The sequence below is a fragment of the Bradyrhizobium sp. Leo78 genome (genome assembly GCF_059512425.1).
The window spans coordinates 41,442-66,577 of the sequence record NZ_JCAMOT010000020.1 but is presented as its reverse complement, the minus strand read 5'-3'; the positions used below and the strand labels follow the sequence as shown (position 1 = coordinate 66,577).

17 protein-coding genes are annotated in these 25,136 nt (G+C 55.8%); 5 read left to right on the top strand and 12 right to left on the bottom strand.

Annotation, left to right across the window (positions count from 1 at the left end; genetic code table 11):
* Entirely contained in the window at positions 1–2,829 is a 2,829-nt protein-coding gene (locus tag AC5ZG1_RS24020; protein WP_496134256.1) for a BPTD_3080 family restriction endonuclease, read from the top strand.
* A 2,051-nt stretch (positions 2,830–4,880) separates the two neighbouring features.
* Here the strand turns inward: AC5ZG1_RS24020 and AC5ZG1_RS24015 are convergent.
* From AC5ZG1_RS24015 to AC5ZG1_RS24005, 3 genes are all read right to left on the bottom strand, one after another.
* Positions 4,881–5,663 carry a hypothetical protein gene (locus AC5ZG1_RS24015; protein WP_496134255.1) on the bottom strand — a complete coding sequence of 261 codons (783 nt, stop codon included), beginning with the start codon at positions 5,661–5,663 and terminating at the stop codon, positions 4,881–4,883.
* A 319-nt stretch (positions 5,664–5,982) separates the two neighbouring features.
* The gene (locus AC5ZG1_RS24010) at positions 5,983–6,372 is read right to left on the bottom strand and encodes a hypothetical protein (RefSeq protein ID WP_496134254.1); all 390 of its coding nucleotides are present in this window, start codon (positions 6,370–6,372) and stop codon (positions 5,983–5,985) included.
* 47 nt (positions 6,373–6,419) lie between these two features.
* Positions 6,420–7,409 carry a site-specific integrase gene (locus AC5ZG1_RS24005; RefSeq protein WP_496134253.1) on the bottom strand — a complete coding sequence of 330 codons (990 nt, stop codon included), beginning with the start codon at positions 7,407–7,409 and terminating at the stop codon, positions 6,420–6,422.
* Between the two features lie 385 nt (positions 7,410–7,794).
* Here AC5ZG1_RS24005 and AC5ZG1_RS24000 point away from each other — a divergent pair, with 385 nt between their 5' ends.
* A complete protein-coding gene (locus AC5ZG1_RS24000; protein ID WP_496134252.1) occupies positions 7,795–10,362 on the top strand; it encodes an RNA-binding domain-containing protein in 2,568 nt (855 codons plus the stop codon).
* A gap of 52 nt (positions 10,363–10,414) precedes the next feature.
* The gene (locus tag AC5ZG1_RS23995) at positions 10,415–11,614 is read left to right on the top strand and encodes a hypothetical protein (protein WP_496134251.1); all 1,200 of its coding nucleotides are present in this window, start codon (positions 10,415–10,417) and stop codon (positions 11,612–11,614) included.
* A 224-nt stretch (positions 11,615–11,838) separates the two neighbouring features.
* On the opposite strand, the gene AC5ZG1_RS23990 is transcribed toward AC5ZG1_RS23995, so the two are convergent.
* From AC5ZG1_RS23990 to AC5ZG1_RS23965, 6 genes are all read right to left on the bottom strand, one after another.
* The gene (locus tag AC5ZG1_RS23990; protein ID WP_496134308.1) at positions 11,839–12,471 is read right to left on the bottom strand and encodes an 8-oxoguanine DNA glycosylase OGG fold protein; all 633 of its coding nucleotides are present in this window, start codon (positions 12,469–12,471) and stop codon (positions 11,839–11,841) included.
* Positions 12,472–12,624: 153 nt separating this feature from the next.
* Positions 12,625–13,473 carry a GIY-YIG nuclease family protein gene (locus AC5ZG1_RS23985; protein WP_496134250.1) on the bottom strand — a complete coding sequence of 283 codons (849 nt, stop codon included), beginning with the start codon at positions 13,471–13,473 and terminating at the stop codon, positions 12,625–12,627.
* A gap of 23 nt (positions 13,474–13,496) precedes the next feature.
* Positions 13,497–14,516 carry a DUF8426 domain-containing protein gene (locus AC5ZG1_RS23980; protein WP_496134249.1) on the bottom strand — a complete coding sequence of 340 codons (1,020 nt, stop codon included), beginning with the start codon at positions 14,514–14,516 and terminating at the stop codon, positions 13,497–13,499.
* A 654-nt stretch (positions 14,517–15,170) separates the two neighbouring features.
* Positions 15,171–16,070, bottom strand: a complete 900-nt coding sequence (locus AC5ZG1_RS23975) for a plasmid partitioning protein RepB C-terminal domain-containing protein (protein ID WP_496134248.1) — start codon at positions 16,068–16,070, stop codon at positions 15,171–15,173.
* Entirely contained in the window at positions 16,067–16,981 is a 915-nt protein-coding gene (locus AC5ZG1_RS23970) for a plasmid partitioning protein RepB C-terminal domain-containing protein (protein ID WP_496134247.1), read from the bottom strand. Before AC5ZG1_RS23970 ends, AC5ZG1_RS23975 begins: the two co-directional genes overlap by 4 nt.
* The gene (locus AC5ZG1_RS23965; protein WP_496134246.1) at positions 16,978–18,546 is read right to left on the bottom strand and encodes a recombinase family protein; all 1,569 of its coding nucleotides are present in this window, start codon (positions 18,544–18,546) and stop codon (positions 16,978–16,980) included. The genes AC5ZG1_RS23970 and AC5ZG1_RS23965 overlap by 4 nt, the downstream gene beginning before the upstream one ends.
* 113 nt (positions 18,547–18,659) lie before the next feature.
* On the opposite strand from AC5ZG1_RS23965, the gene AC5ZG1_RS23960 reads away from it, so the two are divergent.
* Positions 18,660–18,980 (top strand): hypothetical protein, encoded by a 321-nt coding sequence (locus AC5ZG1_RS23960; protein WP_027583022.1) that lies wholly within the window; start codon positions 18,660–18,662, stop codon positions 18,978–18,980.
* An 84-nt stretch (positions 18,981–19,064) separates the two neighbouring features.
* Here the strand turns inward: AC5ZG1_RS23960 and AC5ZG1_RS23955 are convergent, their stop codons facing one another.
* Complete coding sequence (locus AC5ZG1_RS23955; protein ID WP_496134245.1) at positions 19,065–19,991, bottom strand: HNH endonuclease; 927 nt, start codon at positions 19,989–19,991, stop codon at positions 19,065–19,067.
* 348 nt (positions 19,992–20,339) lie between these two features.
* Here AC5ZG1_RS23955 and AC5ZG1_RS23950 point away from each other — a divergent pair, with 348 nt between their 5' ends.
* Positions 20,340–21,419, top strand: coding sequence for an LLM class flavin-dependent oxidoreductase (locus AC5ZG1_RS23950; protein WP_496134244.1), 1,080 nt, complete (start codon positions 20,340–20,342; stop codon positions 21,417–21,419).
* Between the two features lie 4 nt (positions 21,420–21,423).
* Here AC5ZG1_RS23950 and AC5ZG1_RS23945 read toward each other — a convergent pair whose 3' ends face one another.
* Complete coding sequence (locus tag AC5ZG1_RS23945) at positions 21,424–21,828, bottom strand: YccF domain-containing protein (RefSeq protein WP_028162454.1); 405 nt, start codon at positions 21,826–21,828, stop codon at positions 21,424–21,426.
* 103 nt (positions 21,829–21,931) lie between these two features.
* A complete protein-coding gene (locus tag AC5ZG1_RS23940) occupies positions 21,932–25,033 on the bottom strand; it encodes a bifunctional diguanylate cyclase/phosphodiesterase (RefSeq protein WP_496134243.1) in 3,102 nt (1,033 codons plus the stop codon).
* Between the last annotated feature and the right edge of the window lie 103 nt (positions 25,034–25,136).

Genomic DNA, 25,136 nt, shown 5'->3' with positions numbered 1-25,136 from the left:
ATGCACAATCGAAAATCTCTAATCATCAACACCCCTTTCGCTTGTCCCGCGCAGCATTGGGTTTCAGGCCCCGGAGGACTGGAAATCAAGGCGGAGCGGAGGCCGGCGGGTTATGAAATATTCGACATACGCAATAACACGCGCCGCACGGAAGAACTGACGCTTGTAAACACCATACGAGGTCGCGTCGATGAATGGCGAGAAGCGGGCTATCCCGGGGTAACCGCCGTAACCCGGCGGCTGCTGGAGCATTGGCGCGACGACACGGCGCGAGAGCACCCATTCTACTTTTGTCAGCTTGAAGCGATCGAAACGCTGATCTGGTGGATAGAGAGCACGCAAGAATACCGTCAGGGCGTATTCATTCCTGGGGACGGCGGGCCTTGGGAGCGTCTCTGCAATAAGATGGCCACCGGCGCTGGTAAGACGACCGTGATGGCTCTGATCATCACTTGGCAAGTCTTGAACGCACTTGCCTATCCGAAACGTAATAGAGACTTTAGCAAGACGATATTTGTCGTAGCGCCTGGCCTGACGGTCAAAGATCGCTTGCGCGTCCTTTATACAGGCGAACCCGACAATTACTACGACGAGTTCAATCTATGTCCGTCCGAGACGCTGCGTCAGAAGCTTAACCAAGCTGAGATCGTCGTCGAAAATTGGCATACCCTGATGCCCGTAAAGGAGTCGAAGCGATCCGTTGTGAAGAAAGGCGCAGAAAGTGATGAAGCCTTCACGCGCCGTGTCCTGGGCAAATTGCATTCTTCTAAAGACATTGTCGTCATTAATGATGAAGCGCATCACGCTTATCGGAAGCCGCCCGAAATAAAGATCAGCAGGAAGGCGGCCGAAGAACAGGGAATCGATCTCGATGAAGCCACTCGGTGGATCGAGGGTCTCGATCGCATTCACAAGACACGCCGTATTCTACGCTGCTTTGATTTGTCAGCGACGCCGTTCGCCCCAACCGGAAAGACGACTACTGAATCGTCCCTTTTCGATTGGATCGTCTCTGACTTTGGATTGAATGACGCCATAGAGGCTGGGTTGGTCAAAACGCCCCGCGTCGTAGTTCGTGACGATGCTCTACCGGATGCAAGCACTCTGCGCTCGAAGTTGTATCATATCTATCGCGACCCGTCAGTTTCGGAAGATTTGAATCGGAAGGCAACGCCGGAGGAGGCGCTTCCGAAGCTAGTTCAGGACGCATACACTTTGCTCGGCGCAGATTGGCGGGATATCAGGAATCAATGGAAAGAAGCAGGACATCATTCGCCGCCTGTTATGCTAACGGTTTGCAACCGCACTGAGACCGCCGCCCGTATTGAGAATTATTTCAATAAGGCTGATGCCCATTGGCCCGAAATGCATGCGCCAGCGCAGACGCTCCGAGTGGATTCCAAAGTGTTAGAGAAGGCAGAAATTGGTGAAGCGGCCACGGCCGATAAGCATTACGAACAGCGGCTTGCGCAGATCGTGGCCGCTAGCGGTCTCTCGGAGCTCGGAAAGGCCCAACTTACAGCGCTAAAGAAGGAGGAGTTGCTCCGCGAGATTGTCGACACTGTCGGCAAACGCGGCGGCGCAGGGCAAAGTCTCCAGAGCGTGATATCAGTTGCTATGTTGTCGGAAGGGTGGGACGCAAAAAACGTCACGCACATAATGGGTCTACGCGCCTTCACATCACAACTGCTATGCGAGCAGGTAATTGGGCGCGGGCTTCGACGGGTTTCTTACGACAAGGATGAGAACGGACTGTTTGAACCCGAATACGTTAACGTATTCGGAGTGCCATTGTCGATTTCCGAACAAGTCGGAGAAGGGGGCGAGGCGCCTCCTCCCCCAAAGCCCAGTATACAGGTCGAAGTGCGCCCTGAGCGGGCCCAACTTGAAATAAGATGGCCAAATGTGCTGCGAATTGAGCCCGTGGTGCGCCCGACCTTGTCCGTGGATTGGAAGAAAGTTGATGTCTTAAGGCTCGATCCTGCTAGCACCCCGATTTCAGTTGACCTAGCTCCCGCGCTCGGCGGAGCGACTGACTGGAGCAAAGTGCGGGCGATCGAACTAGAAAAACTACCTGAGGGCTTCAGGCTACAGCGGCTTCTTTTCCAAGCCTCTCGAAAAGCCTTCGGCATCCTAAAAAATAGTTTTAAAGGGACTGAAGAGTTCCTCGTCCTACAGCTTATTCAGCTGGTCGAACGCTTCCTGAAGTCCGACAAGGTAGAAATACCCTCCCTGTTTCATCAGGATCCGTTGCGTAAGCGCATCTTGTTCGCGCTCAATATTGATCTTGTAGTTCAGCATTTGTTACGACATGTCACCCAGCAGAATACCGCAAAGTTGACTCCAGTCTACGATGAGGAGAGTCCAATCGGTTCTACCGGGCAAATGCGCACTTGGTATACGACTAGGCCGAGCACTGAAACTTCAAGATCACATATAAGTCACATGGTCGGGGACTCCGCGTGGGAACAATACGCAGCAAACATTTTTGAAACGCATGAAAATGTCATCGCCTACGTCAAGAACGATCATCTTAGTTTTCAGATATACTACCTCTGGGCGGGTTCACGGCGCCGTTTCTTACCCGATTTTTTAGTGAGGCTTTCAAACGGAAAAATTCTGGCCCTTGAGATCAAGGGGGAAGACAGCCCACAAAATCAGGCCAAACGCGACAGTCTTGCAGAATGGGTGACAGCAGTGAACGAGGCCGGAGGCTTTGGGTTATGGGCCTGGGACGTGGCGTTCGAGCCCGCGGAAATCCACGACATTGTCAGCAGCCACTCGGCGACAAGGGCGGGCGGTAAGGTCTCGGCTCTACCTATCAGCTAACGCGTTCCTGAGCGTGAAGCGCGTGGCCATTCATGAAAGCTCCGGGCGCCGTTCATCGAAGCTCTCGCGGGCCTGTGCCTCTTGCCACCCAGGAATTGGATGCCGGTTGCGCGTGCTGCTGCTTCGCGGTTTGGAGCTTCAGCCAGGCTCGTTTCCGTTCTGACAAACCTAGGGGGTCGTTACGCAGCTGGGACGTCGTTACGACACCCAACGCCTGAACAGCTATTCGGAAGTCATTCCGCGCTGTTGACCAGGGAGCCCGCTTCTTGGACGGATGCCTCCGCCCAACCGCAGAGCAAAACGAGAGTGCCTGGTTGTCTTTGAGCGGCGAGCTCTACAGCCGTTTAACTGTCAGGGTGGTCCGGGCTATTCTTGAGTGCCTGGACCGGCTTTGGCTGAACGCAGCCGAGGACGGAATGCAGCAAGAGGGATGGTCTGTGGTGGCTCGTATGCCACAACGACAACGCAATGAAGCGAGCCCAAAGGTCAGGATGATGTGACCTCCGACACCGGTGTTCACGGAGTTGATCGCTCGGAATGTCAATTTCACAGTATGGCGGCGCGAGAACTGGCTGAGCTGGGATGTCCTTAATATAGGGGCGCATCATTTGCCGGGTAATGGTAGCCCCAAGGGCATTTTAGAAACACTTGGCCGCGCAGTGTCGCGGCAGCCGCTCCGATCAAGTTCAGTGATCCATTCTAGCCCGCTTGCCGGTTTAGTCGCCCTGTGCGAGCCAGACCGGAGAATCAGGAACGTGCAATCGCTCGGAGGGTGCGCTGGCCCGCAACAAATCACATCTGCCGGCCTGAGCGGCGAATATGTATTCGGGCTTGTGCAACAACGTTTTCTCGTGGTCGGCAATGGGGAGCGGAGCCGGATGTCTCTCAATAATCTGCACCTATTTTCTGACGGCATTCTCGACCGGTAACTCCGCTTATCGGCCTAAAATCTGCACCCTCACCGCCCTGCCTGACACGCGAGCGCAAAAAATTCTTGTGCGAAATTGATGGTCAGTTCGCGAATTACTGCGGAAATCGCGCGCTACGTTTCTATAAGATAAGAATGTAACAGCGTTTTTCTTGTCACTCTGCACGGTGCTTTGTGCCGAAAACTGTTCAAAGTGCACAGAACTTCTGTGCAGATGACCAGAAATTCTGTCATTTGAGCTGCGTATCTGTCTGTCTGCGGAACACTTCGGCGCGTATCGCTCCCTCCTGTCTCCTTCGGATCCCTCGCGGAAGTGACCTCGGGCGGAGTGCTGTGAGTGGGCGAATAAGGATCGACGTCGCACCTGTGATGCACAACAGGTCGATGATTTTGCTGCTTCCATATGCCGGCCGTAGGTGCGGTTACAGACATTCTTTTCCGAGACCGGAACAAATCAACCGGCACGGGCCGCCAAATGCCCACCCCCAGTCGAATGGCTCGACGGCGCCCGCGAACCTCTGCCCTCAATAGCGGTGACGATGCTCGCCCGCGCCAACAGGGACGCGCTATGCTCCAGGATCGGAATAGACTGCCGCTGGTGCGCTGAACAGGTCGCACTGGTGTGTTGGGCCGGGAAACAATCGCCGACGAATCCAACCGCTTCCCTGAGTCATTTGGTGACCATGCCTCTTTGGATGACCGGAACAGCACAGGCAAGGCGAGGGTTTCACGGCCGATCGTGAGGCGGCGCAGCCGCCGAGCGCCCGGGAGCGGACGGTTCGAATCTGTCTAAGCAGTTGGACTGCTCCAAAGAGATTCAAAAAGCGGCGGCCCCTCCGGACAAGAGAGGCGGCGCAGCCGCCGAACAGGCCGGGAGCGGGCCGCCAATGTAACGCCACGACAGGAGCTAAAGCTCCTGACTATTACTTTATTCTCTTACTACTTTACAACCTACTATATAGGAAACGTTACGCCGTCAGCGCTAAGGAAATCACCGGCAAGTTGTTGAACCTGTTGGAGTTGCGCTTTGTTTGGCGTTCGGCACTCCCGAGCAAGCGCCCCCCGAAGGCCCGGAGCGGCTGCTCGGGAATGATTACACGTCTCGAATTCTCTCGGTCGCCTGCTACGGCATTCCAGGTGGTGGGAGCGCTCCCCAGGGACCACCCTTGCCAGTCAAGTGTTCCACAATTCTTCGCAGCCGGTAAGCTTCGTTCCGATCCATGGGCTGCCTGCTCGCTTGCTGGAACAGCATCGCGACCGTCGCATTGGACACGTGCGGTCCGAGGCGGCGCTTGGCATATTCGAGGACCACATAGAAGTGTGTGATCTGGACTTCTCGACCACGTAGTCGCTCAAGGCGCTTGATCATAGCCACATCGCCCTTTGGTCGCGCAGTTCGCTTTCGGAGGGCGTTGCAAAGCTTCTGCTGTTGCGCTTTCTGAGTTTGCCGGTGCTTGCGTTGCCGCCGATTGTTCAATCCCCGGGTCACAGGATTATTCTGGTGCCTTGCCTTCTTCTCGGCCCTCCAGCGGCTGAACATCCTTTTGTAGTCAGGAATGGGTCGGGAGCTCTCGGCTTCGGAATCCGTGTCGCTGATTTCGTTTTCTATTTCCTCAGCGGCTAACGCGTCGCCGGCCTCCAATTCGGCAACTTCGTCTTTGGCCTTCAGCTCGGTCACGTCGTCTGGCTCATTAAGGGGCTCGGAAGAAGACGGTAGGTTACGCTCGACCGCAGGTTCGTCAGGTTCGCGATCTTGCGGTGTTCCTACCGTCCCATGGAGCTCATCGAGGGCAGTAAGGGCCGCACGCGTCTCTGAAGGCAACGAGTCTTCGTCGGAGATGCCGAGATCGTCGAGCTCATCCTCGGGGTGCTCCCAACTACGATTTGACTTTGGCTTGTCGGACATGAGAATTTCGCTCGCCGAATGCGCCCTCAGTTTCATACACGGGTGCTGTTGACTGCTTGCATGTGCCCCATCCCAGAACGCGTGTCGACACGTTTTTAGTCGTGGGGTCTTCTTCAATGCTCAATTCGTTCTGCTAACCTTTCAAGTCGCCACGGGCGTCTCCGCAGGACTGGCGGACGTCGTATAGGTTTCCCCGGTTAACGGCCAAGGCTAGCCGAAAAATTCTCTGCAACTCATTACGCAAGGGATTGGAATCCCGAAAACGGTTCTAGGACTTCGCGGCTCCAGAGCTCTAAGGGCAGCAGCTTGCGACGGCAAATTATTGAAACTTGTAGCCACTGATTGCACAAAAATCAGTAGCGGTATCATTCATAATGGGATTGCTTTCGGCCCCCATTTTGTAGCGATAGCCTAAAACGTTGCCATTCCGCTGCGTCACTGTGCCCAAGACGGTCTGAAAGCCAACATAGCCTCCGTAGGAATTCTTGGCGTTGACTTGAAAGCAATAGTCGCGCTCGTCGGGCTTTGATGATGAAGACATGATCAGATTGTGCCAACGATACTGCGCGGACAGCGGATCCTTTAGACGGTCTCCATAAGTGCTTGCGATGATCTTCTTCTCAGCATCCGTCAGCGGTCGCTGTTGAGCGGAGCTAGAGCCGATCGGGATGATGACCATGAGCGCTAGCACAACAGTAGTTCTAAGCATTCTCTCTTTTCCTTTTCGCTTGGGTTGGAATAAGTGGGTTGGGATTGCTATCCAAGGCGAACGACCAGATCGGCCGCACGCAAGTGCGTGTAGCGCTGCAGCATCCTTAATTCTCGATGTCCCGAGATCGCGCTAACCTCCGCGATGTTGAGTCCCTTTTCGAAGAGCCGAGAAATCGCCTCGTGGCGCAGATCGTGAAAATGCAAATCCGACATTCCGGCGCGCACTCGAAGATGCTCGAACGCCAACCGCACCGAATTCCCGGTCACGGCGAACACTCGGTCGTCTTTTAAGCCGACGCTCCGAAGCTCCTGCAGAGTTTGGACGGCGCGGCGGGACAGGGGAACGTCGCGACTATCGCCGTTTTTGGTCAACGGCAGATGGGCGACCCCTCGTTTGAGATCGACATGCTGCCACCTGAGGTCCAATAGCTCGCCTCGTCGCATTCCTGTCTCTATGGCGAGGATGATCAGCGGCTTGAGAAGCGGGGTGCGCCCGCGGTCGCAGGCGTCGAGTAGGCGCTGCTCTTCGCCGTCCTTGAGCCGCCGCGTTCGGCCGCGTGGGACTGGCGGGCGTCTGACCAGCTTGACTGGATTGCGGGGCACCCAGAGGCCCCATTCGCGGGTCGCGATCTCGATCGCATGCGATATCGTGTTGAGTTCTCGGACGACCGTCGCCGGAGCTACTGTCTTGAGCCGCTCGTCCCTATAGGTTGCGACATCAGAGCTGGTCAGCTTGGCGAGCGTGCGGTGCGAAATGGGGCAACGCACAATTGAGTTGATCCGCGCTCTCTCGGAGACGGCCCCGCGCTTCGTAGGTGTCACCTCATTGGCATAACGGGTTAGAAGCTCCCCCAGCGTCGTCTTCTCGGCCGCGCGCGTATCAGCGACCCAGCCAGACCGATCGGCTTCCGCCTCTAGGTCACGCGCCCAACGTTCTGCTGCGGTCTTTGTGTCGAACGACTTGGCCCGCGGAGGGACCCCTCGACGACGCACCTGCGCCTGCCAACGTCCTCTGAGTTTTCGAATAGTAGCCACGGTCGTTCGCTCGGATCACCTTGTTTTTTCGATACAAGGACGCCGGCGACTCGGTGCCAAGGATTATCCCGGTGCGGTGCGGGAAAACTGGGGTGTGCCGCTTCTGTGCCTACTCCAAGCCACAGTCGGAGCCAGGCCGCGGAAACGCCTATGGGATCAATGGGGACCGGGCAGAGTCAGCTGCGGTCTCGGCCGAGCCGCGTTGCCGTGATGAGGCAACGCTCTCTGTCGGATTTAAGGGGCCAATGGTCTTGTAGGGATCTGCTTTGGTTAGTCAAAAGAGGGGGTTGAACTATTTCGATTATTCAAGCAGGGGTTTAAAGCCCTGCTTTTACTGCTCTCGAATCAGCAGGTTAGCGAACCTATTGTTAGCTGAGAACCCAGAATGGTCGATCGGATCTATGACGCAATCCGTTGTGGCGAGCTCCCGAGCGAGAGGTCGCCCTTTCTCAGCTACTTATTGGAAGAGTCAGGAAAATTTATCTCACAAGAGGGACCAGTTTGGGACTTCAAGAGGGAGTGGCCGTTTTCATATTCGGACGACTTCTTTTGCGGAATCGCTAGACTGGTATGTGCATTTGCCAATTCTGATGGGGGAATCATCGTATTCGGCGTTCACGACACTGAGCGGACAGCCGGCCACAACAAAGTCGCTCCCAATACGGACCGACTTCAGCAAGCGCTAAACCAGCTTTTATCAGATAAGCCAAACCTCAAACTTCGCCGCTATGAGACTGGCACAGCCGACGCGGTGGACGTGTTGCTCGTGTCGCCCCACGATGTCTCCACAATGCCTTTGCGGTTTTTGAAAACGGTCGGGGATTACAAAAAAGGCGTGCTATGGGTGCGCCAAGGTCACGAAGTATTAGCAGCAGAGCCGCGTCACATCGCCAGTCTTTATTGCCGTATTGATCGGCAGAGGACCGGTAATCACGATGACGATAAGATTCTTGGCGGTGGACTGCCCCCGAGCCCATCCACAATCAGAAAATTTGTGGGCCGTATTCAAACCGTGGACGACGTGTTCCGCTGGTTGAAACTATCTGACGAACCTAGGAACTTTCTTTACGGCAAAGGTGGCTCCGGAAAAACGACCATCGCATATGAGGTTGCCCGAACTCTACGTCTCGCGGGCCCGCAGTTCCAAATAAATGGAGGTGAAGTTCTCGACAACGTAATATTTGTTTCCGCAAAGCAGCAGATGCTCAACGTGATGTCGCAGGCTGCGGAGAAGTTCGTCGGTCTCGACTTTTCAAACGAGCGAGAACTATACGAGGCAATCCTTGCCTTGGGGGGTTGGACCTCAGAACCTCTAAGTGAGCTAACGCTCGTTCAGTTGAGAGAAGAAATTCGTCAGTTTTTTGATCTGACGTCCAACTTTCTGGTCATCGATGATATAGATACTCTCACTACGGAAGGGATCGAGGCAGGGTTTGACTATCTCTATGGCGTGCTATGGAGGTCAAAACGCAAGTCCAGGATTCTCTATACTCTGCGAAATGCTCCGACTCACTCACTGGCTAACGCGATAGAAGTTCCGGGGCTCGAAACCGGAGACTATGAGGAGTTCGTAAAGGTCTGTGCGGCACAGTTTCGCGTTCCAGCGCCTGAGACAGGCTTCGTGCAGGACAAGCTCTCCGCCATCTCCGAGCGGCGTCCTCTTGTGATCGAAAGCATAATCGCGCTTGCCCGAACCGCAGGAAGCTACAAACGGGCCGTTGAGCTCTTCGAAGAGGGGGCGGGGGAAGACGTTCGAAGTTACGTATTTCAACGTGAGTGGAATTCTCTACCTGCCGATAATCATGGCCGGTATGTTCTGGCGGTCCTTGCCCTTCACAGCGACCCTGTCGGCTTCGCGGATATAGTCGCTCTGACTCGCTATGAGGCCGGGCGCGTGCGCGATGCACTGGCTGCTGTTCGCGAGATGTTTCTGCAAGTGACTGAGGTCGGCGAAGAAGCGACATATCAGCTTGGCTCTTTGACGCGAGCGTTCGTATTTGAGCAGTCCAAAAAACTTGACCAATATCCCGCCCTGAAAGAGAGAGTGGCGAAGTATCGCCGAAGTTTCTTCCCCGACAATCCGATCCTATCTCGTCTACGATACAGAGCGGAAACCCTGATCTCAAAAGGTCGCCGGTTCAACGACAAGGAAGCGCTAAGGCAAGCGCTCGCCCTGACAGTGGATAAAACACTTGAGCCCTCAATTACAGAGGATCCAAGGTTCAACTCACTTCAAGGGTTTGTTTGCGCAAGCCAGGTGCCGCCGAAACTCGATGATGCACGCGTCTATTTTGGCCGAGCCTTCGCGATGAAGTTCGAGCCTGACATCGACCAAATTACCTCGTGGTATTTCGCAGAACGAGATTCTGGTCACGGATTGGAGCAATCGTTGAAGATTGCCGACTTCGTTTGCTCGGGCAAGACATACGATGAAGATACGAAGTTCGTCTTCTTGAGCAGGAAAGCCACTCTGCTATTCAATCGTGGTAGAGATAACATTCATTTTGATCCTTCCCGGGGTGCTCAGGATTTGGAAGCTGCTCTGAATTTACATCTCGTGTGCTACGAGAAGGCATTCGAGGGCGGGTCGAACCGGCTCAATAAAGTCGAGGAGTATGCCCGAAATTCTGCCTTCGTATTGTTTCAGTTCTTCAACGGAAATCATCGAAGAGACGATCTCTTCGCCGTTATCGCGCGGGTTCTCGGAAGCGAGAACTTGAAGTTTGACCCTCTCGAGGATCCTCTTGGAGCTGCGGTTAGCTCGCTAGCCGGCGTTCGAGGAACCAGAGCAGAATTGCAGAAGTGCGTTGGCCGGCTGCAGCAAATTACCAAGCTGATAAGCCGGGAAACTGGGTGGTATGATCGCTTTGCGCGCGAGCGGCTAACGCAGCAGATTAGCTCCTCCGTTGCGGAGCTTAACCGACAGGTGGGTGCTCTAGGCAAGCGCACTTGATTGCGTCGGCCTAAAGCACGTCATCGCTTGCGGTAAAGCCAGGGGTTTTTGAATGACGTCCAGACACGGCAATCCAATCTTCTACAAGGATGGTCACCCAGCAATTCCCCTCACCAATCTCAGGCTTGGACAGCGAGGACACGAGGGAGATCATCGCGAGAAGTTTCTTCAGACCTTAGTTTACGACCATCCCGACGTGATTCCCATGGCAGAAATCGAGCCGGCGTATCGGCCATTGATCTCTGTCTGCACGGAGCTGAATACGTCAGCCGGATCTGTCGACAACGTGTGGATCACGCCTGAGGGCGGGCTAATCCTTGGAGAGTGTAAGCTTATTCGTAACCCTCAGTCGCGACGAGAGGTTGTGGCGCAGGCACTTGATTATGCTCGCGCGGTAACAGGATGGCACTTCGACGATCTGCAAACCGCCGTGCGAAACGCTCGTAAAGATTCGACATTCTCTCTCTGGAGCTTGGTCAGTGAGCAGACCGACCTGCAAGAAGAGCAGTTTTGTGATTCAATAGAACGGCGATTGCGATTTGGTCGAATTATGCTTCTTATCATCAGCGACGGCATTCATGAGGGTGTTGAGGCATTAGCTTCCTATCTCCAACTTCATGCCGGGGTGCACGCCAGTTTGGCGTTGCTAGACCTCTCAATTTGGGAGGGTGTTGGAGGCGGATATTTGGTCGTCCCCAGAATCCCATTGAGAACGGTGCTGGTCGAACGAGGTATCGTGACTCTGGAAGGCGAGAGAGGGCGAATACTCGCTCCTCAACAGACTTTGGCATCAACGACCGTGCTCAAGACGACCACGGCTTCAGAGTCGGAATTTTATGCGCAATTGGACCAGCGATTGCCAGGTCAAGCCGACAAGCTAAAGGCGTTCGTGCTCTCACTAAAGCCTTTGGGTATTGAACCAGAATTCGGCAAATCTCTTTTTCTGAGATGGCAAAGCAAAGACGGATCAACGCTGTCCGCTGGGACCATCGAGCCAACTGGGAGTATCTGGCTTCTCAAGACCGCAACGGATGCACGAATTGCCGGCAATCAGGGTGCGGCGGAGCGATATTTGGAAACAATTGCTAACCTAGCAAATGGCTCTGTCAAGCGATATGAAAATGGAACGATCGACGTTCGCGGCCCAGATGAGCGTTCGCTTCGGTTGCCGACGCTTATTCAGTTCTCGACCGAATGGAAGGAGGCAGTCGCTAAATTGATAAGCGACATTTCAGAGACTGAGAAAAAGTAACGAGTAATATCAGCATCGACCTGTCGGCTATTGTTGTATCCCTTGACGGCCTGCGCAGGCAACGATGGCTTCATCCAGACGAAAACCGCTTAAGCCTCTCATCTCTTACATAAGCTCGCCAAGGATGAGAAGTTTTTCCTCCATCGGCAATGAGAGCGCGTTCAGTCAATTCGGGCGGACGAAGAGCCCATTTGAGCGCTAAGGGCCTCAACGATTTGGCAGAACTATTCATAGTCCTGGCCGGAATTTACATCGCTGACGATAGAATCGACTACTTGCCTCGCTCGGCCATTCGTTATCTGCCATCTGATGTGCTGGTCGAGCTTCACGATTTGTCGTCCTGTCAGTAGATTGACTGAGCAGCCTAGCCACTGATCCATGATGTAGCCCTTTGGAGACTCGAGAGTTCCGGGAGCAAGGAAATAAAGTAGCTTGGTGAAATAGGCGGGACCCATTCCAGCAATCGGATTGCTCTTGCCATTTGTCCTTAGCGTTGCAAATGAATCATAGGCACTAGAGCGGCTTAGCTGATTGCGGCGCACCTGATCGGCTATAGTAACCCACGGGTCAATAGGGCGTGCGAAAAGGAGGTCGCGGTGATTTCCACGCATTCCTCCCCAAGCGAAGATGCCTATGCACAGTTCCACGGTGCCCACGCCGCTAGCTGCCGCCATGGCCAAGAGTGAGGTGCGATTTACAGCGATTGGGAGCGCCCCAATCGTCAACCCGGCCTTCGTCCGGTCTACACTTTTGAACCAAGCAGCGGGACTGTTCCCTTCTTGTCTGGTGCCAGACGCGAAAGCGAGCGGCGACGGAAAGCATGCTTCAAATCGTGCAAGATGCTCAGTGTCAAACAACGTGCCAACCTTTACCTCGGCTATCAATTGTGGTCTTCCGCCTCTACCTCGCGCTTGAGATTCTGTGATTCCCCCTAATGAAGTCGAGCTTCACGCTACTGTCCTAGCGGTGGCGCGTCTTGCCGATCCGCGTGACGATGTTGGTTGGTATTTTTAGCTTCCAAATACCCCTTGAGTGGCGCGTCTATATTCCAGCAGCTGTGAGACTGCATCGTAAGAATGGTATCGCGCAAAGACACTCTTGGCATCCCTCTCGCGCAAGTCAGCTAATGCCTCTGCCCAATATGCAATTAGAGCTCGGCGAATGCCGGCCAACCTAAGCAGCTTCTCCGCACCCGCAAAGTCCTCATGGAAGCTTATGACGACGGCTCTATCAGCGCCGACATACTCGGCTTTCTGTATCTCACCATGACGTTTTCCAATCCAGATGATCGTATCCGGATACTCGAGTATGAGGCGATCCATGACAAGGTAATGCGAGAATCGCCCTTCAATGGCCTTTCGACTGGAAAAGGCGACCTCGTGAGGGCCAATATTGACCGTAAACCATCGTCCGCCTGCTGTTCTTGGCAAGAGTGTTAAAGTCCACGCGCCTTGAATGTCCAGGTTTCCAAACAGCCCGGAAAGATGAAATAGCTTGAAGAGAAATAAACTTGCTTCTCGGTTCGCAAAGAGCTGATCGGTCTTCTCATGATCAACGCGTAAGCGAATATCCGTCAGCCGCAGTCTTTGGCGCGCCTCGTGGGGAGGGACGCGAAATAACTCCCGCGTTCCTGTTGCATCGAGAATGTTTCGCCTCCGAAAATGGCGGTGCATCTCTCCTTCGACTAGCCGCCAGTCGGTCACGTGTAGAAAATCAGATAACTCCCACGGTCCGTGATCAGCATAGGCTTGCGTGCCGTTTATTGCTCGCAGTCGTTCACGAAGGGGTTTTTCGGTGCCACCAATCTTGACGTAATCGCTGTTTGGCGAAACCAGGATATATACAAGCCCCTGTGCCATAGAGTGTCCCTCAAGCAGCTGCCCTATTCATCGTCGTTTACGATTGGTTCGGGCACATAGACACGTCGGAGTGGCAAGAGGCCTTTGTATCTGGCATCGAAGCGATCGTAGTGGGCGAAAACGAGTTGAACAAACTCCTCGCCATCGATCAGCCTTAGGTTGCTTTTGCTCTGTTCGAAGTTTCTTGACTGAGCGCTGAAGGTGCTCAGGGTCACAAACAGTCCATACTCACCATTTGATAGCTTTCCATAAAGCGCAGATACATCCTTGTCGCTAACAGTGGAATCGCCGCTTTTAACTTGAACCTTAATAATTGGGGGCTCGATTCCTAGATGGTCTTTGTGTGCGATGATATCCACGCTCGGTTCATTTGGGCGAGTTAACCTGGCATGATAGCCCATGCATTCGAGTAACTGAACAACCACTCCCTCAAAGGGTGCCCCCTTAACTTCCTGAGACAAACGCTTGAGAACGAAATCCTTAGTAGTTTCCTCAATATCCTCGACCACCGCTGCAACGGTCTCGTCCTGCTGAGTCGCCGCTACAGGCAAAGATTTGACTTCAAGAGCGGAACGAAATTCGTCAGCGTAGTTCTTCACCTGAAAAAGACTGATCGCGGAGCCGATCTCGTATAGCGCCCCCTGGGTAAAGTGTGTTCGCGGAAGAGTTCTAAGCCACTCGACAGCTCGGAGGTTAGGATATCCCGGCTCCGTTTTCGGATCGTAGAAATAATTTCCAGTCACGCGACCTAAGTTTATCTGACGATCCTTTTTCGAAGGATAGACCACAAAATCACCGATCTCCATTTCATGGACAAATCGAAAGAGTTGCCCCGCATTGTTAGCGATGGCCCCTTTCTTCTTTCCAGCGTAAACCTGAGCAACACGCGCCTTAAAAGCGTCGCGGTCGGCCTTGATAGCCGATAGATCCCCTACTTGCTGCCACCCTAACGCTATGCATTTCTTGTTGAGAAACAGTGTCTCTGCGTCACCGGTCCGGCCGGCGTGAATGCCCCACATGGTTTGATCATTGGCGCTTTCCATTCTTGCCCCCTCTTGCTCAGCACTACTTAAAAGCGATCTCAGCTTACAATCTGATTCGCAATTAATCGATCGGCTGAGGTATGAGCACGGCTCGGGCAAAGCCGAACCTGCTGCTGTGGCATATGCCGTCGACCTCGCTGCGCTTCACGAGGCCGGCAGACGGCTCCTGGTGAACCCATCCGACGGGAAGTGCATGAGGCCAAAGAGAGAGCGTGGCGTGGGCGGTGCCGAGGCGAACCTGTTCTCAGGCCGTAAGGAAGCCGACGGCGCTGAAGAGAACGTAGTGTCTCGAAAACTTCAGAGAGCCCCCCGGCGTAAACCTCATCGTGCCATGGCCGTGCCGCTCAGACATTTTGAGCGCTAACCTGCCTCTAAGATGTTGTTTCCACGGGGAGTTTGGCGTAGAGAGCGTTGCTCTGCCAGAGCCATGGTCTATCTGACTCGCTTTAGACGGAGTGCCGACCTTAAGCCGGCACTCCGATCTGGTTGCTGAGCCAGCGAAAGCTCGCCGGCCTGATGGGCTCTGCGCGGGTTCGCCGCCGTCCCCATCACCACGATTGCTCCGCCTCCAAGTGCGGCTTCTCCCGTGGTCCCCGCGCTTATAGGGTCCGGGTCCCCTTAGACGCAAAAAGAGTTTTCAGCATGTCTCCGCCGTCATGCCGTCGTTTCAACGATACTCTTGAATTCGCTGAAGAATTCGGGGTGGTGTCTCTCCAGATATTTAGCGATCTTCGTGTTGCCGACGAGTTTGGCCAAGTAACCTCTGAGCACCGTAAGGTGCAGGTGGTCTTGGCCGTAGGTGTCCTGGATCGATGTTATCGCCTGCTGAAGCCTCGAGAGCTCACTTTCCATCCGTGAAAGAGCTTCCGCAGTCATGCCCTTTATTCGTTTCGGCGTGGACGAGTTTACGAGCTGCGCTTGAGGTGTGCCGGCGAGTATGGCCGAGGCGTATCCCACTGAATAGTTGTTTGCGTTGATCAGAAGCTCCGCCGTCTCAATTTGTCGTATCGGAATCATCTTCCGCAATACGTCGAAGACCGCCATCGGGCACATCTTATCTTTGAGAAGCGCCACGGCCTCTTCGCAGATGCCTTCAATCAGCGTTGCCTTACGGACTAAGCTACGAACGTTGATGTCGAGCGCTCGGGCGATCTTCTCCTTTGGAACATTGCGTTCCATCGCCTTCGCTATCATGCGCTGTTCCTGAATGGCTGACAACCGGCTTATCCTCTTATTGTAGGTGAAAGCCTCATCGTCGCTAGACAACAAGCATTCTACTTGCGTTTCGCCAAGGTCTTTCAGCACTTCAATCCGAAGGTGACCGTCTAGCAAAAGAAACGTATTTGCCCTCTGCTTGTCTCGGCAAACAACCGGCGGTTCGACCAGGCCGATCTCCCTGATAGAACAAGAAATTTGTTGGTATTTGCGGCTCGACTTTACGGTCTTGCGGATTGCGCGCACAGGCAGGATCGCAGAGATATCGATATGGACGGTGTCTGAGCTAAAGGCCTGCATTACCTCGCCCAATGCACCCGGATCGACGTATTCATTCATTGGTTTGGCCTCGCTGCGAGTCGTTCTTGCAATATTGAGGGCATCATCGCGAGGTCCTCGACCTGCAATAGTCTGACGAACTCGGTGTCATCGCGCAGGGCTCGGATTGCCTCGACCACAAACAGCAATCGGTTCTGAGTTACTTCAGCTTTCTTGATCAATAGGCGTTGGCGATCGGCCTCCTGCCTGTAGACCCTAATCATGGATTCACTCGTTAGGGGCCTCTTGGAAGTCTGTCGTCCAAAACTCTGCCCGTGCAGATGCTTGCCGCGCCTTTGGCGCTGTTCGATTACGCGCCTGACTGCAACTAATTTTCTGCCTCGCAACTTCTTTTCGGTATACGCCTGTGTCAAAGCGCGTTGCACCTCATTGTCGTCACATCGGGCGATCTCAATTGCCATGTTGAGAGGCAGAATGCCGGTTTCGACCGCGTGGACGAGGCGTTCTTCCCCTTTTGATAGGAGCAGGCTGATCATCCGAACGTAGTCGGGGCTGACCCCAATCTTGCTGGCAATCTCTCTTTCATCGTAACCGCGACCTCGTAGGGTGCTGATCTCCTCTAATAGGTCGATTGCGCGGTGCTGGCGACGAGCGCAGTTTTCGACTAAGCTCATAATGAGACAGTCGCTCTCCTCTGCATGAATTACGATGGACGGAATCTCCTGCTGACCTAGTTGAACGAACGCTTCTATTCGGCCCTGCCCACATACCAAGTCATATCGATAAGGCCCCCCGTCAGAAGCGCATGGGCTAACCGTGATGGGACGTTTCAAGCCGACCTTCGCTATGCTCTCTACAATCTCGTGAAAGTTTCGCTGATTGCGCGCGCGAGGGTTTAGGATACGAATCTGGTTGATCGGTATAGTCTTGATCTCTAGCCGAGAGCCGTCTGTTATGTTTCGCGTATTCATGCGGCCTCCTCAAAGGGGCACTGTCTAGCCAGCGCATACAGCAAATCTAGCGCGTCAAATCGATATGCATCCAAATGAAGCGCGTTGTCTTGAGCAAGCTTCAGCCGCGGTGTCGTGAGGTCGAGTCGAGGAAAGACGTAATAGTCCAATATGTCTGCGTTCGACGTGGACAATCGGACTGCGATCGTAAGATCTGGGACGAGACTCGTGTCAAACCGCACATGCCAGCGGTATCCGCTACCAGAAATGCACGCTCGCGCGATCACGACGGCTGCCGTGAATTGACCATTTATGGTCAGAAGCTGATTTTGATCTACCGCGATGCGAGCGCCAGCTAGCTCGAAGCCGCGAATTACGGTGGTGACAATTGCGGGATGGGTATCCCTTATCCGGCGATTTACCTCGATATACGAGTAGTCTCGATCCGGAATATATCCGATTAGACTATATGCCCTGATCAGACTTCCGAAGCGATGCCGATAGGCGCTTGCCGAAGGCATGTCCTCTCGCTCGTCGATAATAAGCCCAGAAAGATAGCCTTCATCTTTCAGAACCTCCTGCAGCAAAGCCAAAAGTTCTTCATCGGAATAGTGAGCGCTACGAGCATCGATGATCGTGCGAGCTCGCTCAAAGAGTTCACGGCTGATCACAGGGGGAAACGCAGCCTCCGCTCTAACCCAGGTATCTGGACTGTTTACAACGCGCTTCTGCTTGAGCTTGAACGAGACGCGGTTGAAAACATTGTTTCCGATATATTTTTCGTTGGTAAGGATCTGATGGACCGAAGCACGTGTCCAAGAACGCCCTAGATCCGTGAGAGTGCCGGCCATATTTAGCCGTGCGGCAATCTCCTTCTCCGACAGTCCTCGCTCAACAAACATCTCATAGATTAGACGGACCTGCTCCACTTCCTCTATCGGCCCGAGGGTAAGCACAACTCGGTCTGTCTGAAGGCTTTTTCGATCTCCACGGTTCAGCATCGCTTTCGGCGCGCGATTTTCGTCAATCAGCTGACGCCTGAGACCAAACCCAGCAGGTCCTCCCTGTCGGAACCCTAACTCGACCAGCCTGCATTGGCCGGCGAAGACTTTGACGGAGAGTTCTCGGCTGTATTCGCCGGCCATCACACGCTTTACGTTCTTAAGCAGGACCGATCCGATGCTGCCATCATTGTCAAACTGTTCGCCGCAATAATGAACTCGAATTCCGGCGCGAGAGCAGACATATTCGTAGTATGCGCCCTCATCTGCGTCTTGGAAGCGGCCCCATCGGCTGACATCGTAAACAAGAATAGCCGAAAAGGTGGCTTGCCCAGCCTGCACTTCGCGCATGAGGCGTTGGAGGCCTTCCCGGCCATCAACTCTTAAGCCGCTTCGGCCCGAGTCTTCAAAGGTCTCGACAATTTGGAAGCCTCGGCTTGCGGCATATCTTTCAATCGTCTCAAGCTGATTTTCGGTTGAATACTTCTGATGGTCAGTCGACATGCGGACGTAAGCAGCTGCGCGCTTAATGTCGCTATCGCGATCTTCGGCTTTGAAAGGTCGACGTATCAAACGGCGCCCCATCGAATTGCTCTGTTTGTGCCGTCACGTTGCGGCCGCCGGGCTCAGCGATCATAGGAAGCAGGGCAAGGGAATGTCGTTTCCAAAAAGGGGCAAGATGTTTCCTGGTGAGCAGAATGATGAGCGAAAATGGAACCCATTCCAGGATCTTCGCTGCAAGGGTTGCGTCTGCCCTAAACGAGGAGCTTGGAAAGACGAGTGCGCATGTGAAGATCGTAGCGGCTTGGACAGGAGCCAATGAGCGCACTGTGAAGAATTGGTTCGCCGGTCACTACGGTCCGAGCGGAGATCATCTGGTTACGCTCATCAAGCATTGCGATGCCGTCTTGATGGCGGTGCTTTCAATGGCCGATCGTGATCAGCTCGTGATGAGCGCTAGAATCGAGGACATCGAGCGGCGGCTAGCAGAACTGCTTGAAATTATTCGGCGGCGGTGAGAGATGGAGGCCCCAAGTAGACCCCGGCTGCTTTCCATCAAGCGACCTTGATATTGAGCGGCTCGGGAGCGTGGGTAGGCTTTGTTAAGTCGAGGCAAATCTGAAGATCTCATAGCGCGCCGCCAATCTATCTCGGTCAGGACGATCCCGTATTCGGTCGGGAAGGCGTATGCGGCGACCGTTCAGTTGTTTCAGGGCATCCAACATAGGGCCATCGTTTTGGCTCAGTAGCCGCTCGGATACATGTATTTCAAAGTCCGGATCGATGCCGATCAGGTGTGCGTCGAAGGCAGCATGGTGGATCTTAGACAAAGGAAGCCCGTTAGAGACCACTGGCTGTCCCAGCCGCTCGTGGGCGTCGGCAACGATGTGAGCAGCGTCCAAGAGAAGGGGTTCTGGAAGTCCTGAAAGGGCGCACCGTCCACAGTAGGCGGCAATCACCGCCTCTCTGAAGGTGGCTTGATGCAAGCGTTGTTTTATCGTCCGAAGCGCGTATCTACGCTCTGGCCCCTCCGATGGCGGGATCAGGCCGTGCTCGACAGACCCGAACGCTACCCCAGCCTTTAACGAGCGACTGTCCCAGCTCGATATGAATGCCGGAAGAAATGCTTGATAACGTCCCGGTGCCACTCCGAGAAAGTATATGATCGGAATGGCGTTTTCATATGCCTCCCTTAGCCAGCGGTTGTCAGCTGAGTTGGGATCCTGGCCCATAAAGGCGTAATCTACCGTCTCGTCACCTTCGAATATCTGACGATGAACTTCCCTTTGATCGTCATACCAAACCTTAGCTCCCGGCTTAGGAAAGACGGTCTTGATAGACAGCAGATATTGCATTTGGCGAGGCTTGAAGATGCCGCGGCGCTCGTTGAGCAGGGGCACTCGCTCGCCTTGGAATACGAAGCCGGGTCTCAATTCCGTTGATGTCAGATGCGAGTGGAGCTCGGTTAGCCGTCGGACGTGCGCAAAGGCAGCAATCCGAATCGATTTGTCGAGCGTTGCCGCTTCCATAGAGGGAATCACCGAGGAGCAGATCGGAGCATACCTCTGAGTGTGACATAGCTCATGCCGGGTTCGAAAGAGAAAGTCCTCGAGTCGAACTGTGGCCCGCGTGTGCCTGGCAGCAGAAAACCCTACGCCGGAGGCAGGGAAAGCCTTAATTTGCAGAGGGAAATACCCGTTCTTATTCCAGCTTCGGAGGGCAACGCTCTATCCAGCTGAGCTACGGGTGCCTGACGGTTCATTTAGCCGATTGGTCCCCCATCGGCAACGGTCTTGAGAGCGATTGTCTGACGAGATGCAGGCTGTAGACTGCCGGTAGAACCGCGCGAAAAGCGCCATCTGCTTGGGGAGATCGTCATGCGTCCGCTCGAATTTGGCTGGTATTTGCCGACGCATGGCGACACCACCGCCTATGGGCTGATGGAAGCCCAGGTGGCTGGCTCGCCGGAACTCTGCGAGCGGGTAGTGCAGGCCGCCGAAGCGGCGGGCTTTGAATATTTGCTGATCCCGGTCGGCTCGGTGTGCTGGGAGGCCTGGATCACGGGCGCCTTCATGGCGGCGCGGTCGTCGAAGATCAAGCCGCTGATCGCGGCGCGTCCCGGCTACATCAATCCGGTGCTGCTTGCCAAGATGATCTCGACCTTCGACCAGATGTCGGGCGGGCGCATCTGTATCAACCTGATCGCGGGCCAGAACGAGAGCGAGGTCGAAGCCGAGGGTATCCGTTACGTCAAGGAAGAGCGCTACGCGCTGATGGACGAGGAGGTCTCGATCCTGAAGGCGCTGTGGACCACGCGCGGGCCGGTGCATTTCAATGGCAGGTTCCACTCGCTGTCGGGCGCGCATATCCGGCCCCGGCCGCTGCAGCAGCCGTTTCCGAAATTCTATCTCGGCGGCGGCTCGCGGCAGGCGTGGGAATTATCGGCGAAACATTCCGATGTGCATCTGTTCTGGGGCGACCTGCCGGAGCGCATCGCGCAGAACATCGCCGAAATCAGGGCGCTGGCGCGCAGCCACGGCCGCGAGCAGGAGATCGGCTTCGGCATGCGACTGCAGGTGATCTGCCGCGAGAATGAAGCGGATGCGTGGGAGGCGGCCGACCGCCTGGTGCGTCACGCTACCGAACGGCAGAAACAGGAGATGAAGACGCTCTACAACAATTCAGCGGCCAATCAACGGGTGCAGCAGCTTGCGCGCGAGCATGGCGATTTCCTGTTGCCGCATCTGTGGACCGGCATCACCAAGGTCCGGCCCGGCGCCGGCATTGCCGTGGTCGGCAATCCCGTCCAATGCGCCGACATGCTGCAGCGATTCATCGATGCCGGCTGCCATTCCTTCTGCCTGTCCGGCTATCTGCATGACGAAGAGGCCGAGCGTTTCGGGCGGCTGATCCGCCCGATCCTTGCCCAGAACAATCGCGGCCGCTTGGCTGCGTAACGGATCAAGCGGGTACGATCGTCTTGCCGATCGGCCACAGCGCGATGCCGGCAAGCTTGAGGTGCGCCCAGGCGAAGGGCAAGCCGATGATGGTGACCGCCCAGATGATCGCCGTGACGAGGTGACCGAGCGCAAGCCACCAGCCCGCGAGCACGAACCAGATCAGGTTGCCGATCAGCCCGAGCGGGCCGGTCCCGACGTCGCTCACGCCGGTGATTTCGTCGCGGCGCGCGGCCCGCGAACCGAACGGCAACAGGGTATAGACAGCGATATTGAAGGCCGCGCGTGCCCAGGGCAGGCCGATGATCGTGATCGCCATGATGATCGCGGCGACAAGCCAGCCAAACGCCATCCACGCGCCGCCGATCAGGATCCAGAGCACATTGAGGAGGATGGAAAGAGGGGACATGGGTTCACTCGCCATTGCCTTATGGCCAGATTGCCTCGTGGTCGGGCTCGCACCCCATATTTGTACGCCATCGCCGTCGCGCAAGATAGCCGCCCGATCGACTCTAGGCCAAAACCCGCGCCGCCATCTGGTCCATGTCGAGCAATCGCCTGATCTCCGAGGCCGGCTTCGGTGCGCTGAACAGGAAGCCTTGCATCTGCGTGCAGCCCAGCTCGCGCAATAGTTTTCGCTGCTGCTCGGTTTCGACGCCTTCGGCCGTGGTGGTCATGTTGCGCGACGCAGCGATATTCACCACCGCCTGCACGATGGCCGAGGAACCGTCGACCTCGATGTCGCTGACGAAGCATCGGTCGATCTTGATCTTGTCGAACGGAAACCGCTTCAGATAGCTTAAGGAGGAATAGCCGGTGCCGAAATCGTCGAGCGCGATGCGCACGCCGATGGCGCGGAGCTGATGCAGGATCGCGAGCGCGGCTTCATCGTCCCTGATCAGCACCGCCTCCGTGATCTCGATCTCCAGCCGACCGGGCGCGAGGCCGGAGGCGGTGAGCGCGCCCGTGATCCGCAACGCCAGTGTTTCGCATTTGAGCTGGACCGGCGAGACGTTGACGGCGAGCCGAATGTGGGATGGCCAGGCGGCCGCTTCGGTGCAGGCCGTGCGTAGCACCCAGTCGCCGAGTTCGTTGATCAGTCCGGTGTCTTCGGCCACCGGAATGAACTCGGCAGGAGAGATCATGCCCCGCTCCGGATGACGCCAGCGCAACAGGGCCTCGCAGCCCGCGACCTGATTGGTCCTCAAGTCCAAGAGCGGCTGGTAGTGGATTTCGAAACCGCCTTCCATCATGGCTTGCCGCAGGTCCTGCTCCATGGCGAGGCGGGCCTGGGCGCTTTCATCCATTGCCGGTTCGAAGAAGCGATGGGTCCGGCGCCCGCCCGCTTTGGCGGCATACATCGCCAGATCCGCGTGCTTGATGAGCTGGTCGAGCTCGGTACCGTCCTGCGGCGCCAGCGCGATGCCAATGCTGGCGTCGGTGGAAAGATGATGCCCGAGGCAATCGCAAGGTTGCCGGATCGCGCCATGGATCCGCGTCACGAATTCCGCGACATCAGGCGTTGCATCAACTGCGGTCTGGATCACCGCGAATTCGTCGCCGCCAAGCCGGGCGATCAGGTCGCCGGGTTTGAGGCAGGCCTTGATCCGTGCGGCCACCGTCTTCAGCAACTCGTCGCCGACATGATGGCCGAGCGAGTCGTTGATGGCCTTGAACTCGTCGATATCGATGTAAAGCAATGCGAACCGTTCTCCGCGCATTGCCCTTTCGAGCTCGCGTGCGATCTGCGCACGGAACAGCACGCGGTTCGGCAGATCGGTCAGCGCATCGTAATGCGCAAGATAGGTGATCCTTTCGTTCGCGAGCTTGCGTTCGGTCACGTCCTCGACGACGTTGATGATATAGCGCGTCGCGCCGGCCTGATCGCGGATGCCGATGCGTTTCGAGGTGATGTAGCGTTCGCCCTTGGCCTGGGTCTTCCAGAGGTGTTCGTCCCTGTAGAAGCCGTCGGTGGATCCCAGCAGCCTTTCGTCGTCCGAGGTGATTATTCGCGCGGAGGCGGCCGGAAAGACATCGAATGCGGTCCTGCCGAAGATCAGCTCGCGCGAAATGCCGAACTGCTCCTCGGCAACTCGGTTGACCAGGAGATAGCGCCGGTCCTGCGCATCCTTGACGGTGATCTGCGAAGGGATGTGGTCGATGATCTCGCGCAGGAATGCGAAGTTCCGGTCGCGCTCCTGCTCGAGCCTGGAGCGCTCGGTGATGTCCTCGACGGTGGTGATCCACCCGCCGTGCTGGAGCGGCGTGCTGATGGCCGAAAACCAGCGGCCGTCCGCGCAACCGATCAATCGGCGATCAACCTGGCCTTGGGCGATATTGTCCATGACCGAGGTGCAGAATTCGTCGACATCGCCGTCGAACAATCCCTTCGCCTGGCGGTGGAGCATCAGGTCGCGGAAATGGCATCCCGGCTTCGCGACGTCGGTCGAGAGCTGGAACATGTCCAGATAGCGCCGGTTGAAGGCGACGATGCGCCCAGTGGCGTCGTACTGCACCAGCCCTTGGATCATGTTGTTAAGCGCCGTATCGAGCCGCTGCCGCTCCGCCTTCAGCCGTTGCCGCGCCTGGCGGTTTTGCTTGTTGATCTCGCGGATGATCAGGAACAGCACCCCTGCGATCACCAGGGCGGCGAGCGCCGCGGCGACGATCAGGAATTTGGTCTGCGCACGCCAGTCGGCGAGTGCTGCGTCGATGGAATTGGTTGCGACCACGACCGCCGGAAAATGGCCGAGCCGCGCCGCCGAGCCCAGCCGGTTCATTCCATCGACCGGGCTTTCGATGCGCAGGGTATGCTGGCCTCCCTTCGCCAGCACCTCTCGCATCAGCGGGGCGGAAGCGAAATTCCGTCCGATCATCTCATCGATGCGCGGATGACGGGCGAGCAAGGTCCCGTCGGCGTGAAACATGGCGATGGTGGCGCTATCGCCTGGAGCGACGGAAGCAAAGAACTTCTCATAGTTCGCGGGATCGATGCGTCGTGTCATGATCCCGAGAAAGATTCCGTTGTGCCCGATCAGGCGGTGGGCAATCACGGTACTGAGTTTGCCGTTGCGATAGCTGCGGACTGCTTCGGCGAGAACGGTCTCCGTGGTCGGGTTGGATTTGAAGCTCTTGAAGTAGGCGCGCTCGGATATGTCGAGCTTCGGCGCCGGCAGCGGTCCGGACCAGTTGATGATGTGCCCGTCGGTATCGAACAGCGAGACGTCGCCGAGATAGGACAGGCCCTTCGATCTCAGCACATGGTGCACTTCGGCGGTCGACATCCGTTCTTTGAACGCTTCCGACGAGGCGAGCTCCGGAATCCGCAATTGTGAGATCAGGTCGGAAGCGATCGTCGCGGAGTCTTCGAATTGCTGGTCGAAATGGCGCGTCAGCATCAGCACGGTATTCTCCAGTTCGCGCTCGCTGTTGTGCAGAGCGCGCTCACGGAATTGGCCGACCATCAGGATGGTGCCGGCAAAGATCGCGGTCACCAGCAATCCGCCGCAGAGTGTCAGCCACAGCACCGGGCCGCGGATCGTCGCGGCGAAATGGCGGCGGAATACCTTCGCGCGAAGGATGATCCTATGGATGTGCTTTGAAGGATTGCGCATTCCCGAATTCCCGGGAGGCAGGGATACAACGGAAAATTGTCACAAGCGGTTAGGAAATCCGGTTACTCAACGCTTAATTGGGATCTCGCAGTATTTCCTCGCA